Genomic DNA, 16,311 nt, shown 5'->3' with positions numbered 1-16,311 from the left:
ATAAAAAATGGATAGAAGAGAATCCCTTAAAGCCCTTGCGCTGGGAACTTTATCTGTAGGCACCATCCTGTCCGCCACCGGCTGTGAAGACAAAAAAACCACCGACGGGAAAAAAGCAGGTGACGTCGCCGGCTATGGACGCACGCCGGATGAAGTGCTGCGGGACAAAGCCCTGACGGAAGAGAAATTCTTCACCGCGGAAGAAATGAAGACCATCACCATCCTGGCTGACATCATCATTCCGGCTGACGAACATTCCGGCAGCGCTTCCGATGCCAAAGTGCCCGAATTCATCGAGTTCATCGTAAAAGATATCCCGGAGCATAAGTTGCCCATGCGGGGCGGCCTGCGCTGGCTGGATGTTCAATGTGCCAAACGGTATAATAAGTCCTTTGCCGAATGTAGCCCTGAACAACGTATTGCCATCGTGGACCTGATCGCCTATCCGGAAAAGGCAGCACCTGAAAACAGCCAGGGCGTTGCATTCTTCAACCGTATGCGCAACCTGACCGCTACCGGTTTCTTCACCAGCAAGATCGGCATCAAAGACCTCGGCTACATAGGCAATACGCCTAACGAGTGGGACGGCGTGCCGGCCGATGTGCTGAAACAATACGGTTATGCTTACGACGAGAAAACCCTGGCCACCTGCCTCAAGATAGAAGACAGAGGCAAGATCATGACCTGGGATTAAATAAACGTTATGAATGATGAATCCGGGACGTCTGTTGATGGACGGGCATAGAAAAACAGGCTTCGCCTTTTATCTTCGCCCCTGCGGTCCGCGATTCGTCATTATCCGCGATTAATAAGTACCTAAAAAGAATATTACTCATGGTTCCAGAAAAAAAGAGCGGGGACAACCAGGTGTCCCGCAGATCATTCCTGAGAAATGGCGCATTGGCAGCCGCAGGGTTCATGATCGTTCCACGTCATGTACTGGGTAGAGGTTTTACCGCACCGAGCGACCGCCTGCGCGTGGCCGGTGTAGGTGTTGGCGGTAAAGGGTTCGGCGACATCTCCGAATTCGCCAAAGGACCTGCTGACATCGCTTTCCTCTGCGATGTAGATACCCGTCGTGCAGCCGAAGCCGTTAAAAAATTCCCGAAGGCCAAGTTCTATGCTGACTTCCGGGAGATGTTCGATAAAGAGCACAAAAATTTCGATGCGGTTTCCGTGTCCACGCCGGACCACCAGCACGCCGTAGCCGCCATGGGCGCTATGCAGCTGAAAAAACACGTATATGTGCAGAAACCGCTGACACATGACATCTACGAAGCGCGTATGCTCACGCAGGGCGCCAAGAGACATAAAGTGGTCAGCCAGATGGGCAACCAGGGCTCTTCCGGCGATGGCGTACGCCAGCTGATGGAGTGGTACAACGCCGGCCTGATCGGAGATGTACACACCGTATACTGCTGGACAGACCGTCCCGTTTGGCCGCAGGGCATTGCATGGCCTACCGGCAAAGCAGACGTGCCTAAAGAACTGAACTGGGACCTGTGGCTGGGCACTGCTCCGAAAAAAGATTATGTAGACAACCTCGTGCCGTTCAACTGGCGCGGCTGGTGGGATTACGGTACCGGTGCCATCGGCGACATGGGCTGTCATATCATTGAACCACCTTTCCGCGTACTGGGCCTCGGCTACCCTACTTCCGTAGAGTGCAGTGTGGGCAGCGTTTACGTAGGTGAATTCACCCGCGGCTACTTCCCGGAAAGCTGCCCTCCTTCTTCCCATGTGATCATGAAATTTCCCGGCAAAAACGGCAAGGAAATCACCCTGCACTGGATGGACGGCGGCATTCAGCCGGAACGCCCTGAAGAACTGGGTCCCAACGAAGTGATGGGCGACGGCGGTAACGGTGCTATTTTCATTGGGGATAAAGGCAAGATGATGTGCGGAACCTACGGTATGTACCCCAAACTGCTTCCTACTTCCCGCAGCACCGAAGTCAATGTGCCTCAAACCATTGCCCGCGTGCCGGAAGGACACTACGTACAATGGGTAAATGCAGCCATTGCCGGCTATAACAGTAAACAGGCTAAAACACTCAGCTCACCATTCGATATCGCAGGCCCGCTGACTGAAACTATCCTGATGGCCAATCTGGCTATCCGCAGCTTCGACATCCGCAAGCCTAAAGCCTCCGGGAAAGGATACGACTATCCCGGACGCTACATCAAACTGCTCTGGGACGGCGCCAATATGAAGATCACCAACTTCGATGAAGCCAACCAGTTCGTGAAACGTACCTACCGCGACGGCTGGTCACTGGGCGTTTAATACGGAGATATTTGATTTTAATAAAAGAGGGTGCCTCAATGGGGCACCCTTTTGTATGCTGTGTTACGGTTAACGCCTAGTGGTGATGATGGTGGCTGTGCCCTGTTACACCTTCTGCAGCGTTACTGCTTTTTACATGTATGGTAAAGTTGGCGGTATGTAATACGCCTGCGGTTTTAAATTGTATCCACATACGGTAAATGTCCGCCCTGGGGAACAGGGTATGACCGATGATCGGAAACTGACTGTCGGACATAGGATGGATATGCAAAAAATCTTTGTCTTCCCGGCCGATCAGGATGATATGCGCCACCGCTCCCAGATATGGCTCTATATCCGCCGCGGCCAGTGCCTTTCCTTCTTTTGTTATGGTAACCGGGATATGGCTTTCTGCTCCTGCTGCAAAAGACGCTGCCGCAGCAATGGCCAGGTGTAATCCGTCGGCGACCGCAGTGTGCTTTTCATTCGTTTCATCCATCGCCTGTTGTTCCGCGCCTTTTACAAACAAAGTAAGCCTGTCAGTTTGCGGGGCATGTCCTTCGGCCTGATAGTCGGCGTAAATGAGATATTTCCCTCCGTGATTAAACGTAACATCTATAAAATAACTGCCCTCGTCATTGCGTTGAGGATGCAGATGCTCAAAAGAAGTCAACTGGCTGTTTACGATGATCAGGTGAAATTCCGCTTCATGCTGTATGCTTAATGGAACAGCGGCCTCAGGATGATTGTTATTCACCGGCCTGAATATCAACCTTGTATTTTCCCCGGCTACAATGGCGTCAGTACCAGATATCAGTTTCATTTCCACTGGTGACGGCTGTCCGTGATGTCCATGATGTCCATGATGTCCGTGGTGATTATTATTTATTTCCATAACTTTTATGTTGCTTGTTTGATGATGTAAAGGTCGCGGCATACAGCAACATGGCCGTTATATTATTGAGACGTTGTTTTATAAGATTTACGGATAAACGTAAGAGGGTGTCTCCGTTATACCGGGACACCCTCTTCTCCTTTATATAGGCAAATATCTCCTTTATTTATACGGCACCTGTTGTTCCAGGTTGCCGTTTTTCCTGATCTCGGCAGCAGGGATCGGCAGCAGGTAATTCTTGTCTTTAAAAGTACGGCTCTGTATATTGACAGGCCGGTATACAAAAGGATGGTTGGCGATCTGTGATCCCAACACTTCAATACCTTGTGCATTACCGTTGAAATAAGTCATCGCATCAGTGACCCAGCGGCGGGCGTCAAAGAAACGATGCTCCTCAAAAGCCAGCTCATACCTCCTTTCATACTTCAGCACCGCTTTCAGCGCATCGCCGGAAGCTGTGGTGGCAGGCATTCCTGCCCTGGTGCGTACCGCGTTCAGCGCAGGCAGCGCATCCGCTTCCTCTCCCAGCCAGATGCTGGCCTCTGCATAGTTTAGCAGCACTTCAGCATAACGGATGAAAATCCAGTTCTGGTCGCCACGGAAAAACTGCGCATCCAGGTTTTTGTCCATGAACTTGCGCAGGTAATATCCGGAGAAAGTACCGTTCCAGTTTTCGATAGTGCTGTTGCGGGTATCCAATCCCCATACGCTGTCACGGCCGCCGTTTTTAGGCTCGTATTTTCCTGTTTGAATAATACCAATGGGATCTACTTCGGCACCGTCTTTAGGACGGGGCTTCCATTTGGCGCCATCATAGAGGATAGTGGCATAGAAACGCGGATCACGGCCTACATAGGGCGCACTGGCCTGACTGGTATTGGCCCAGGAAAATGCCGAACCGTCTTTCATCTGGTAACCGGTCACAAAGTTCTCCAGCGGCACATTACCACCCCAGTTGTGATAACCATTAGGGCCGTTATAAAGATCATGTGATGTGCCTAACAGCGCCTTATCATATTGTTTGATAAAAATCAGTTCTTTGTGGTCTTTGTCCAGGAAGATACGACTGTAGTTCTCCGCAGCAGAATCCGTAGGATGGTACAGCTCATATATACCCAGGTCCATCACCGCTTTAGCTGCGTTTTTGGCCGCCCGTAAACGGTCGGTCTGGCTGCCGGTGGTATAGCCCATCAAAGGACTTTTTACGTTGACATTAAAGTAATCGCTGGCAGCATAGAGCAACACCCTTGATTTCAGCGCCATGGCTGCGCCTTTGGTAACACGGCCTTTGTCTTTCGGCAACTCATACACCGCCGGCAGCAGTTTGGAAGCACTGTCGCATTCGTCGGAGATAAATTTCACACAGTCTTCGTAAGTAGCCCTTTTAATGTTCAGGATCTCCTGTTCATCTCCCTTTACATTAAAGGTCTTGGTGATCAATGGCACGCCACCATAGTATTTCACCAGCATATGATAATACCAGGCACGCATAAAATGCACCTCGCCTTTCATGGCGTTACGGGTGGCGTCATCAATAGGCGACTGGTCAATCTTTTCGAAAAACATGTTACAGTTACGGATCTCTTTATAGTGATTGTCCCAACGGGCGAAATCACTGAGCCGGCCGATATCGTCAGGCGATACGTTGCCCTGTACAACAAGAGAGGTGTTATAATCGTGAATAAAGCGGGCTTCGTCTGTCATGGAGGCCAGCATTACTTCCAGGTATCCCGGGCGCATCTGTACATAGAGGTCGTTCACAAACGCCTGTACAAGGCCTTTGTCTTTCCATACATCTGATTCCTCATATTCTGTCAGCGGCTTCTTTTCCAGGAAGTCCTTTTTACAGGCAGCAGTGGCAAACAGTAATCCCGCCACTACTATATATTGTATGATGTTTGATTTTTTCATGGCTTGTTGTTTAGAAAGTAACATTTAATCCCACATTATAAATCTTCGACTGCGGATAAAACTGGCCGCTGCCCATGGGCGCTTCCGGATCAAATATTTTTACGTTATCGATCGTCACCAGGTTTTGACCACTCACATATACCCTCAGTTTTTGCAGGCCGATGCTTCTGATAGCATGTCCGGGAATAGTATACCCCAGCTCCACTGTTTTAAGACGGGCATAGTCTGTTTTCCAGAACCAGAAAGTGTTCTGGCGGTTTACCCAATATTCGCGGTCACGGTCATTTACCCTTGGCCAGGATGCGTTGATGTTATCGGGTGTCCAACGGTCTTTGATATACGCTTCGGGGAAGTTGCCGATCAGACCGGATTCCGTGTGCAGGTACTGGCTGGCGCCGGTAGCGCCCTGCCACAACATAGTGAAGTCAAAGTTGTTGTATTTGGCACTCAGCGTAAGACCGAATATCCAGGTGGGATTTTCGGTGCGGTTTACCCGGACACGGTCAAGGTCATCGATGATGCCGTTGCCGTCAACATCGGCAAAAATCACGTCACCGGCGCGGGCTCCGCTGATATGGGGAGACTTGTCTACTTCTTCCTGTGTTTTATAGATGCCGATCGCTTTGTAGTACAGCGGCGCATCGATCATTCTGCCGGTTGATTTCTGCCATTCGGGAACATTGGGCACCTCGTCCCAGAACAGGATCTTGTTTTGAGCATGGGTAACGGTACCGACTACCTCGTAATGGAATTTGTTGATATCATTTTTGTGTTTCAGGACAACTTCGAAACCTTTGTTTTCCACTTTACCGATATTCTCCTGTGGCAGCGTCATACCGGTATAGGCGGGCATGGATTGGCTACGGCTCACCAGGATGTTGGCGCGGCGGGTATAGAAGTAATCTGCTTCTACAGACAATTTCTCACCTAACAATGACGCCTCGATACCTACGTCGTAGTTATTGGCCACCTCCCAGGTAATGGCTTCATTAGGCGAACGCATCTGGTAAATACCTTTGTTCAGGTCTCCACCGAACATCACCCCCCCATCGCTGAACCCATAGGTACTGAGGTATTGGAAAGACGGGATCTGGTCATTCCCCATCTGGCCCCATGAAGCGCGGATTTTGAAGTAATCCACGGCACGCACGCCTTTTTTCCAGAAACCTTCATTAGACAGCACCCAGCCCACAGAAGCGCCGGGGAAGAAACCGAAGCGGCTGTTGCGCGGGAAGTTCTGCGTACCGTCATAACGGGCGTTGAAGTCAAACAGGTATGTTTCTTTATAGTTGTAGGAAATACGGCCAAAATAGTTTCTGCGTGCAAAAGAGAAGCCGGTGCCGCCGTTATTTTTTTCCTTATCGCCGCCGGCAAACAGCTGGTCGAGTTTATCACTGATAAAGTACCGGCGATTGGCCAGCATGGTGTCGCCATCAAAAGTGGCCTGTTCAAAGGCGATGAAAGTGTTCAGGTTATGTTTTCCGAAAGAGCGTACATAATTCAGTTTCACGTTCACCGTTGTCATACGGTTGCTGTTGAAGCTTTCATTCAGCTCCGGCGCGCTCACCCCTCTGGAAGCGGGATTCAGCTTATGGTCCGGGCTGTTGGGATCAAGCGTGTAAAGCGTCCAGGGCTTTACCCATGTTTTGATGAAAGCGAAGTTTTGATCATAAGCGAAGTTTCCATCGACAGACAATCCTTGTACCCAGGGGATGTTGACAGTTGCGCCGAGGGTACCGTTAACTACATAGTTTTTATCGTTGGTGTATCCGATAATATCGGTGCTCGTTACCACCGGGTTGTCCCCGTATTCGATGTCTGGTCCGGGGAGGCCATTGGGCCAGATGGCGTTTTCAGTAGGCCGTCCACGCATCAGGGAGCGGAAAATGGAACCGGCAGAACGTGGCGGGAAATGTCTGTTTTCCAGTCTTCCTGCCAGGTCGAAGCGCAGATGCACGTTTTCATTCACGTTTGCGTCGAGGTTGGCCCTGATGTTTTGTTGTTTATAATAGGTGGCGCTGGACTTATAAATACCATCCTGGAAGAGGCTTCCGAGTGATACGTAATACGTCATTTTTTCCGTACCGCCGCTGAGGGACAGGTCATGCCTGTTTTGCAGGGAGGTGTTTTTGATCACTGCATCATACCAGTTGGTATTAGGGTATAACCAGGGATCGGAGCCGTCACCGAATTTTTTGATCTGGTCTTCTGAGAAGCGGGGCGCATCGCCGCCATACTGCAGGATTTCATTGACCAGCCTGGCGTAGGTAGGCGCATCCGCCATTTTAGGCAGGCGGGTAGGCGACACAAAAGACTGGTTAAAGCCGTAGTTAACAGTAGGCTTGCCTATTTTTCCGCGTTTGGTGGTAACGAGGATAACGCCATTGGCCGCACGGGAACCATAGATGGCAGCAGCCGCATCTTTCAATACAGACACGCTTTCAATGTCCCCAGGGGCCAGGCGGGCAAAGCCTTCACGGGGAATGCCATCGATTACATACAGCGGCGTGCTAACACCGAGCGTGCTGCGGCCGCGGATAAAAATACGGGAGTTGTCATTGCCCGGCTCGCCGCTGTTGTTGACAGCAATGATACCCGGGATACGTCCTACCAGTGAATTGGAGATGTTCACGTTGGGAGACTGCTGCAGTTCAGCTCCTTTCACAGTGGCCACGGCGCCGGTCTTGGTCACCTTTTTCTGTGTGCCATACCCTACAACAACGTATTCGTCCAGGGTTTTCTGGTTTTCCTTCAGGACAACGTTAATGGATGTACGACCTTCCACTTTAACTTCCTGCGGATCATAACCTACAAACTGGAACAGCAGCACCGCGTCTTTCTTAACGTCTTTCAGGGTAAAGCTTCCTTTTACGTCTGTAACGGCACCGCGCTGGCTGTCTTTCAACAGCACCGTTACCCCTGGCAGGGGATTCCCGTTGACGTCCCTGACTTTACCTTCTATTGTTGGATTGGCCTGCTGCCACACCGCAGGCATTAAAGCCCTGGCTGCGACCGGCCCTGACGAGGCGGCGGAAAGGCATAGCAATAGCATTGCCTTCGCATAACGTGGATTCATAAATGAGATTTTTGGGTGATAAAAAATGCTACGTTTTACTGTTTTTCAATAATTTATGTGACGTTATTTAGATCTTACAATAAGATTTAGATTTATTAACAACAAGTGTATCGAATACACTGAGTAAGATATTTAGAAAAAGCTTGATTATTTTCTAAAAATAAGCGTGGTTTTGACGTCTTTTTTTAAAAGCGTATATGCATAAGAGGAATATTTTATATTTGTATGTCTTTAGCGAACTATTTATCAGCTATTTCCATCCCTATGACAAGAAAAATTTTATGGCTGTTAACCTGCTGTACCTTGTTGCTTGCAGCCTGCGACAAAAGAATGGTAACAGTAGACAATCCCCCTGAAACAACGTCCCCCTCTACCGGCACCCCTCCCATTTCTGATAAAAAGATACAGGCAGGCGTACAGGGCATTGTTACAGATGCCAGCAACAACCCCATCGCGGGCGCGCGCGTACTGTGCGGAGAGCAGAACATGCTCACCGATCAATATGGCTCTTTCCGCTTCCAGGATATAAGCATCACGGAAGCCGCCGCTGTAGTGACGGTGCAGAAAGCAGGGTTCTTTAACGGCATCCGTACTTTTCGTGTAACCGCCACCGGGAGAGAACAGTTTGTGCAGATACAACTATTACCCAAAGCAACGGCAGGCACGTTTGATGCTACCGCCGGCGGCGTCATCGGTGCATCTAATGCACAATTCATCTTTGTCCCTAACCAGGTGCTGGACGCCTCCAATAAACCGTACAAAGGCAAAGCCACACTGACATATGCTTTCATCAATCCTGAAAGAGATGATTTCGCCGACATCATGCCCGGCGACCTGCGGGCTGTCAACGATAAAAACGAACTGGTAGCCTTACAGTCCTTCGGTATGATGGCGCTGGAATTACAAGGCGACAACGGAGAGAAACTGCACCTGGACGGAATCAACAACGTCACCTTCCGGATGGAAATTCCTGCCACATTGCGGCAAACAGCACCAGCCACCATTCCGTTATGGCATTTCAATGAAAGTACCGGTCTGTGGCAGCAGGAAGGCAGCGCAGAGAAAATGGGCAACAGTTACGTAGGCACCGTTAAACACTTCTCCTTTTGGAATTGTGACGCCCAGTTCCCGATCGTTAATTTGAAAGCCACCTTTAAAGACGATAAAAACAACCCGCTGGCCAACACCGCAGTGCAAATTACCCGCAACAATAACAGCAGCACCTACGGCTATACGGATGCCGCCGGAGAAATAAGCGGGCTGGTCCCGGCCAACGAACAGGTAACCATTACGATAAAAGATAAATGTGGCGAAGTTATCTTCTCCAAAAAAGCAGGCCCATGGTCAACAGACACTAATGCCGGCACCTTCAACATCACCATTAATCCTCAGTCCAGGTTATCTTTCAGTGGAAAAGTAACCACCTGTGATGGCGCCGCGGTAACCAAAGGAGTGGTCAACATACAGGTAAATGGTGTGCATTATGCAGCACCTATCCTGAACGGCAACTATACCGCTTCCATTCTGCGTTGTGAAACCACTACGGCCACGGTAACACTCAATCCGGTAGATGAGACGGCCAACAAGATGTCGACTACTACCTTCCAGGCCGCACCGGGTGACTACACCCGCGATCTTCAGGCTTGTGACGCTATACAAGCCAGTACCGTCACCCTTCTTCTGGAAGGACAAAATACTACCTTCATCACGCCTACGGACTCTATTCTGTTTTCTTATCACAAATCAGATACAGCTTCTGCAAACTATTATCTCATTTCAGCTGCACAAAAAACAACACCTTCCAGTCAGCTCAACATGGAACTGCCGGATATCAAAGTTGGCACCAGTGTGGCTCCCTACTTTTCAGTGAGTATGAGCGGCAATAACTATTACGGACAGTCAGTGAATATCACCATTACCAGCACGGGAGTAGCTGGCGAATATGTTGAAGGTTCTTTCTCCGGCAACATTCAAAAAATGCAAGGCGGCACGTTAGTCCCCATCAGTGGCTCATTTAAAGTAAGAATAGAATAACAAAAAATCACTATACATGAAAAAGGCCGGTAGTTCCAAAAACTATTGGCCTTTTTTGCATAAATTCATAGCAGTGAACGTTATAGGATAACCAGATCTATTGTTTATGAAGCACCTCCACGCACTCCTTTTGTTTCTGGCAGGCTGCACATTGCTGATCGCCTGTAGTAAAGAGATGAGCCACGGACCAGGATTCCCCGCCTGCGACTATGCTCCGTATACTACTAATTCCTCCTTCTCCTATATTGATGTTAATAAAACCCAGGACACTATTTCCTACACCCTGACTGTTGGGGGAGACACCACTATCAACGGCACTACCTACAAAATAGTGGGCGATGACAGCGTCTTCTTCTGCTCCAGCTGTAAAGACGGCATTTATACCCAGATAGCCAGTATCTTCACTTTCCAGGGCTATAAGGCAGACAGCCTGCAACTGACCTATCTCAAGGAATCTGTGCCGGTGGGCGGCAGCTGGTCAGATACTGTTACCGTTAGCAACGGCACCCTTACCACCAAGGCCATCCTGCAACACACCATCACCCAGAAAGGCGTCACTAAAGCTGTTAATGGCAAAAACTACCTTGATGTGATTGCTGTAAAGCTGGACGCGTCTGCCATTGTACTTAACAATCCGGTGGCCGTCGGCACCATCTCTACCAGCTATTACGCCAAAGGGATCGGACTGATAGAAGCAGACCAGGAAGACGATACCATCAAACTGGTATCTTATGTACTCAAACCCTGAACACCTTAATAGTCCTTCCAGATCATTGTCAGCAGTCGTTCTACAGCTCTTCGTACATTCGTGGCCGTATCCTGGTGATTATTTACCAGCACACTGAATATCAGCGTTTTATTTTTCTTCGTCACCAGATACCCGCTTAATGCCACCACCCCGTTCAACGTTCCGGTTTTAGCATGCACAAACTGTTGCTGATAATAATTGCGCAAGGTGCCTTTACCACCTGTAGGAAAAATATCCCATAACCGCTGCTGCGGATACAGCGCATACATCTTGTCCAGGATGCTGACGAAGTCGCGGGGCGTGATCAGATTATACCGGGAGAGGCCGGAACCGTCCACCCACTGCGGCGGATGCGGCAGGTCCTTCAGGTCGCCGTCCTGCAACCAGGCGATCATTTTTTTGGTGCTGATCGTATCCCAGAGACTGGCCGACGCCATCATCAGTGTTTGTTCCGCAAAGAAATTATCGCTGCGATGCATCATCGGCGTAAACAGCGAATCGGCCGGAATACTTTTCAGTAATTGAAACGATGCAAATTGCGGGGCAACGGCGAGGCCTATACGTTTATGCAGCGTGTCCTGTAATCTTTCCCGGAGCTGTTGTTCTCCACCTGTGATAAAAGGCACTTCTGTGGAAGACACTTCTTTATAGGCAGGGTTGTATTTCAGGAAAAAAAGATTGTTTCTTTCATCCCTGTCGGTGCTGGTATTGCTGATGGTACGGTCTTGCGTAGCTTCCAGGTCATAAAGGGCCGGTACCATTTTACTGGTATCGCCATGATGGTAGATACGGACCACATTGCCGTACATGGGCCATTCGGTCAGTTCCGGCTGATAATCATCGGCAAAGTCGGCCCATGACCATCCGGGGCCATAACGTTTGTTGAGGTTGACCGCAGGAACGAGATATATCTGTTTACCGGTTTGTTGCAACAGCTGCAGCAGCGGTTGAAAAGTATAATCAGGATGCAGGAAAGAAGGGTCTGCCATGCCTTTCACAAAAATGGCGGTATCGTTTTCGTAATAGCGCGCAGCCGGCAATGAATCGCCCAACAGCTTCAAACCTGCGTACAGGGAGAATATCTTGGTATTGGAGGCAGGGGTAAAAAACTTATCGTCCTGATACTGGTACCAGTACTTTTTAGTGGCCGGTTCATAAATGGAAATACCCACATGCGCCTGTTCCAGCGGCTGCTGGTGTAACAGGGTACTGTTGGCCCATTTAGTGATGGCGGCCGTCTGGGCCGAAGCCTGTAAAGACAGGCCGATGGCGGAAAGCAGTAAAATTAATCTCATAGCAGTAAGTTATAAATAAAATGGGAAGATGACGTTGGCATCTTCCCATTGTTTGATAATCGTGTGCAGAAAAATATCAGGAAAAATATTTTGTAATACCTGGTTTTGCATACGCATAGTTTCCGGACGCATCCGGCATTACCGGTGGCTGCGCATCGAAGGCATAGGTCTTCGGTTGCAGGTCCAGCCCTGAGTTGAGCGCGGTGTTCCAGTTGATCACCTGGCCGGAATAAGTGGCCAGGCGGCCGATGATGGCAGAAAGGGTAGCTTCTGCGCCACGCTGCGCATCGGCAAATTTGTATTCTCCTTTTGCAATGGCAGCAAACAGCTCGTCGTGCTCGGTCTGATAAGGATTGTTTTCTTTTTTCTTATCAAACTGATAGAGCACTTTCCCCTTGTGGTCCACAATCTGTGCTTTGTCGCAGTAGATGCGGCCTTTTGTGCCTACGATCTCTTCATCCACTTTGCTGGGAGCGTCTTTCCAGTGGCGGCACTGGCTGTTCATCACGATGCCGTCAGCATAACGGTATTCCACATAGTGGTGGTCGAAGATCTCTCCGTATTCTTTACCGGTGCGGATGGCCCGGCCCCCCATACCGCTGGCAGTAACAGGGGTAGCGTTTTTAAACCAGTTACCTACGTCGATATTGTGGATATGTTGTTCTACGATATGATCGCCGCAGAGCCAGTTGAAATAGTACCAGTTACGCATCTGGTATTCCATTTCGGTATACTCCGGTTTGCGGGGTTTTACCCACAATGCGCCCTGGTTCCACCATACCTGCATGGAGAGGATATCACCCACCATACCGTCCTGCGCGCGTTTATAGAGCTCACGATAGGAGTTCTGGTAACGGCGTTGCAGGCCTACCACCACGTTCAGTTTTTTGGATTTAGCTAGAGCGGCGGCGTCCAGTACTTTTTTGATACCGGCAGGATCTGTTGCCACCGGCTTTTCCATGAACACGTGTTTATTCTGTCTGATGGCTTCTTCAAAGTGGATAGGCCGGAAACCCGGAGGTGTGGTCAGGATCACCACGTCAGCCAGCGCGATGGCTTGTTTGTAGGCATCGAAGCCGGTGAATTTATTTTTTTCCGGAACGTTTACCCTGCTGGCTTTATCGCCGAGGGCTTCCTTAATATTGTTGTAGCTGTCGTTCAACCTGTCAGGGAAGGCATCGGCCATGGCTACCAGTTGCACGTTTTCTTTGGTGCTCAGTGCCTGTGTGGCAGCGCCGGTACCACGGCCGCCGCAACCAATGAGGGCAATCTTGATCACATCAGAAGAACCGGAGAAATAGTTTGCTTTAGATAAGATGGGCATGGCCAGCAATCCTCCGGCAAGCAGGGATGTCTGCTTAACGAAATCGCGGCGGCCTTTGTCGTGGAATTTTTGTTGTTCGCTTTCCATAAAAAATGCGTTGTGATTTATTGATTTTTTAGATGATGTTTAGCGTGCGCCTTTATACTTATCGATCACTTCTTCAAAAAATTTCTGTGCTTCTTCCGGTGTTGGTTGTTTGGCTGGCCTTACAATACGGAAACCAATAAACGGAGCGTCAGCATTCCACCAGGAGCTTTTCGGAATCTGTGGGTCCCTGCGGTTCCATATCGGGTCCGACTTCAGACGGGCGGCGCTGCGTAAGGCCGGGGCTGCATCTTTGTAGTTGCCGCCTTTGATCACGCGGGGCATTTTAGCTGTGGGGGCCGTCCATGGATCTGTGGCAGACACCGTAGCTACGCCGTTTTCGTCATACTGGTCCAGTGTCCATTCTGCTACGTTGCCCAGCATATCATACAGTCCCCATGCATTGGGTTGCAACTGTGCTACCTTGTGGTATTTGTCTTCGCTGTTGGCCTCGTACCAGGCGTATTTTTTCAGCTGGGACGCATCTGTTCCGTACGGATAGGGAGTGGATGATCCCGCGCGACAGGCATATTCCCATTCTGCCGCGGTAGGCAGACGGTAGAAGATGCCGGTTTTGGCGTACAGCCATTTACAATACATCAGGGCACCATACTGGCTCATACTATTGGCCGGATATCCGCCGGCTTTACCCATGCCGAGCGTCAGATCAATATATGGCGGGCTGGGGCGCGTCATACCGTCCGGGACAGGTGTTTTATCCTTTTCCGCATCGGCATATATATCATATTCATCGAAAGTCACTTCTGTAGCTCCCATCCAGAAATCGCCCACTGTCACTTTTTTCGCCGGGCCTTCGTCTTTGTTTCTTCCTTTTTCATTGTCCGGGCTTCCTAACGTGAAAGTGCCTCCTTTGATCGGCACCATTTTAAAACTTACCGTAGTTCCTGGGATCTGTTGTTCATACTGCGTGAAGGCTTGTTGCGCCCGTGTAGTCATAACCTGGCCGAGCAACCCGCCCAGCAGAAAGGTCACATAATATCTAGTCATCCAAACGTTTTAAAAAATACAAGTGGGTGAATTTAAAAAATTACAAAGTGGAATGCAATATTTTTTTATGAATGCGAAAAATGGAGGATGAGTTGAATTTTTTTCAGCTTTATTAGCATTTCCTTATAAAAGCGATTAAATTTAGCGGATGTCCTTTTCTATGTCATTTTAAAATAACCTTACGTTATGGAAAGAAGAAAATTCCTGCAGCAGGGCACTCTGGCCGGCATCTCCGCGCTGGCCCTGGGCGGTATTACCAGCAAAAGCCAGGCTGCTACGGCCGGCACTACAGCTGCTAAGGAAAAACCCTTTAAGATGAACTTCGCCCCGCACGATGGCATGTTTAAAAACAGTGCCGGCGCAGATTTCCTCGACCAGATCAAATATATGTATGACCAGGGTTTCCGGTCAATAGAAGATAACGGCATGATGCACCGCCCTGTAGCTGAACAGGAAAAGATTGGCAACCTGCTCGCCAAACTGGGCATGACCATGGGCGTGTTTGTAGTAGATACCGGCAACAACTGGAAAACTTCGCTGACTACCGGCAAACAGGAATTCACCGATGCCTTTGTGAAAACCTGTAAAGACAGTGTGGACGTGGCTAAACGCTGCAACGCCAAATGGGCCACCGTAGTGCCCGGCTTCTTCGACCGCAGCCTGCCCATGGGCATTCAGACTGCCAACGTGATCACCGCTTTACGTTTAGGCGCTGCCATCTTTGAACCACATAAACTTGTCATGGTACTGGAACCACTCAGTGATACACCGGATTTATTCCTCCGTACCGCTGAACAATCCTTTGAGATTTGTAAGGCCGTCAACAGCCCTTCCTGCAAAATTCTCTATGATATCTACCATATGCAGCGCAATACCGGCAACCTCATCCCTACTATCGATCAGTGCTGGGATGAAATTGCCTATATCCAGATCGGTGACAACCCCGGCCGCAGGGAGCCTGGCACCGGTGAAATCAACTATAAAAATATTTTCGCCCACCTGAACAAGAAAGGATACAAAGGCGTGCTGGGTATGGAACACGGCATCGCCGGCCAGGGCAAAGACGGGGAAGCCGCGCTGATAAAAGCTTACCGCGACTGTGATGTACAGGGTTGATACTGACTCCCCTGATTGACGAAGATTAAAACGTTATATGATTAAAGCCCTGTCAATTACTGTTGACAGGGCTTTTTAATTTGATAATGCCGCTGTTACTGCAGTTATATCACTGTATACGTTGATGCTGTTTTTTTTCGTTATCTTAATGTAGTTTCTGATACACTAAATACAATCATATGGGTTTCCTGGTCCGTATATTAGTCAGCGCACTGGCGGCTATGTTAACAACCTACCTGCTGAAGCCGGCAGTCAAAATCGATAGTTTTGTTACCGCGCTGATCCTGGCGCTTGTGCTGGCATTACTGAATGCACTGGTAAAACCGTTGCTGGTATTGCTTACGCTCCCCGCCACGCTGTTGACACTGGGTTTGTTTTTGTTTGTGATCAACGCCATCATTATACTGCTGGCCGCGAAGATCGTCCCTGGCTTTAAAGTGGACGGTTTCTGGTGGGCGATGTTGTTCAGTATCGTGATGACCATTATCAACAGTCTCCTGATCAACCTCGCCGGTGGCAGCAATGACTGACCTCCTGCCCTGTTCACGCCGTAAA

Annotated in this window: 12 protein-coding genes; 6 read left to right on the top strand and 6 right to left on the bottom strand. The window is 49.5% G+C overall.

Annotation, left to right across the window (positions count from 1 at the left end; genetic code table 11):
* The first annotated feature begins 7 nt into the window (after nucleotides 1-7).
* Entirely contained in the window at nucleotides 8-694 is a 687-nt protein-coding gene (locus tag HGH92_RS11925; protein ID WP_168870934.1) for a gluconate 2-dehydrogenase subunit 3 family protein, read from the top strand.
* 140 nt (nucleotides 695-834) lie between these two features.
* On the top strand, nucleotides 835-2,286 hold the full coding sequence (locus HGH92_RS11920; protein ID WP_168870933.1) for a Gfo/Idh/MocA family protein: 1,452 nt from the start codon (nucleotides 835-837) through the stop codon (nucleotides 2,284-2,286).
* Nucleotides 2,287-2,362: 76 nt separating this feature from the next.
* Here HGH92_RS11920 and HGH92_RS11915 read toward each other — a convergent pair whose 3' ends face one another.
* The 3 genes from HGH92_RS11915 to HGH92_RS11905 all read right to left on the bottom strand — a co-directional run bounded on the left by HGH92_RS11915 (nucleotide 2,363) and on the right by HGH92_RS11905 (nucleotide 8,147).
* Nucleotides 2,363-3,160, bottom strand: a complete 798-nt coding sequence (locus tag HGH92_RS11915; protein WP_168870932.1) for a hypothetical protein — start codon at nucleotides 3,158-3,160, stop codon at nucleotides 2,363-2,365.
* Between the two features lie 162 nt (nucleotides 3,161-3,322).
* Nucleotides 3,323-5,071: a RagB/SusD family nutrient uptake outer membrane protein gene (locus tag HGH92_RS11910; RefSeq protein WP_168870931.1), complete on the bottom strand. Its 1,749-nt coding sequence runs from the start codon at nucleotides 5,069-5,071 to the stop codon at nucleotides 3,323-3,325.
* Between the two features lie 10 nt (nucleotides 5,072-5,081).
* Nucleotides 5,082-8,147 (bottom strand): SusC/RagA family TonB-linked outer membrane protein, encoded by a 3,066-nt coding sequence (locus tag HGH92_RS11905; RefSeq protein WP_168870930.1) that lies wholly within the window; start codon nucleotides 8,145-8,147, stop codon nucleotides 5,082-5,084.
* 264 nt (nucleotides 8,148-8,411) lie between these two features.
* On the opposite strand from HGH92_RS11905, the gene HGH92_RS11900 reads away from it, so the two are divergent.
* Both HGH92_RS11900 and HGH92_RS11895 read left to right on the top strand, forming a co-directional pair.
* A complete protein-coding gene (locus HGH92_RS11900) occupies nucleotides 8,412-10,181 on the top strand; it encodes a carboxypeptidase-like regulatory domain-containing protein (RefSeq protein ID WP_168870929.1) in 1,770 nt (589 codons plus the stop codon).
* A 106-nt stretch (nucleotides 10,182-10,287) separates the two neighbouring features.
* The gene (locus HGH92_RS11895) at nucleotides 10,288-10,929 is read left to right on the top strand and encodes a hypothetical protein (protein WP_168870928.1); all 642 of its coding nucleotides are present in this window, start codon (nucleotides 10,288-10,290) and stop codon (nucleotides 10,927-10,929) included.
* A 5-nt stretch (nucleotides 10,930-10,934) separates the two neighbouring features.
* On the opposite strand, the gene HGH92_RS11890 is transcribed toward HGH92_RS11895, so the two are convergent.
* From HGH92_RS11890 to HGH92_RS11880, 3 genes are all read right to left on the bottom strand, one after another.
* Nucleotides 10,935-12,224 carry a D-alanyl-D-alanine carboxypeptidase gene (locus tag HGH92_RS11890; protein WP_168870927.1) on the bottom strand — a complete coding sequence of 430 codons (1,290 nt, stop codon included), beginning with the start codon at nucleotides 12,222-12,224 and terminating at the stop codon, nucleotides 10,935-10,937.
* Nucleotides 12,225-12,300: 76 nt separating this feature from the next.
* Nucleotides 12,301-13,635, bottom strand: a complete 1,335-nt coding sequence (locus HGH92_RS11885) for a Gfo/Idh/MocA family protein (protein WP_168870926.1) — start codon at nucleotides 13,633-13,635, stop codon at nucleotides 12,301-12,303.
* 39 nt (nucleotides 13,636-13,674) lie between these two features.
* Nucleotides 13,675-14,640: a formylglycine-generating enzyme family protein gene (locus HGH92_RS11880; protein ID WP_168870925.1), complete on the bottom strand. Its 966-nt coding sequence runs from the start codon at nucleotides 14,638-14,640 to the stop codon at nucleotides 13,675-13,677.
* Between the two features lie 186 nt (nucleotides 14,641-14,826).
* Between HGH92_RS11880 and HGH92_RS11875 the strand changes: the two genes are divergently transcribed.
* Both HGH92_RS11875 and HGH92_RS11870 read left to right on the top strand, forming a co-directional pair.
* Nucleotides 14,827-15,756 carry a hydroxypyruvate isomerase family protein gene (locus HGH92_RS11875; RefSeq protein ID WP_168870924.1) on the top strand — a complete coding sequence of 310 codons (930 nt, stop codon included), beginning with the start codon at nucleotides 14,827-14,829 and terminating at the stop codon, nucleotides 15,754-15,756.
* A 179-nt stretch (nucleotides 15,757-15,935) separates the two neighbouring features.
* Nucleotides 15,936-16,286: a phage holin family protein gene (locus tag HGH92_RS11870; RefSeq protein WP_168870923.1), complete on the top strand. Its 351-nt coding sequence runs from the start codon at nucleotides 15,936-15,938 to the stop codon at nucleotides 16,284-16,286.
* The last annotated feature ends 25 nt before the right edge of the window (nucleotides 16,287-16,311 follow it).

Origin of the sequence: Chitinophaga varians (assembly GCF_012641275.1) — a bacterium.
GTDB classification, from domain to species: domain Bacteria; phylum Bacteroidota; class Bacteroidia; order Chitinophagales; family Chitinophagaceae; genus Chitinophaga; species Chitinophaga varians_A.
Note: the sequence above shows the minus strand (reverse complement) of the source record. Positions and strands in the feature narration are given on the sequence as shown.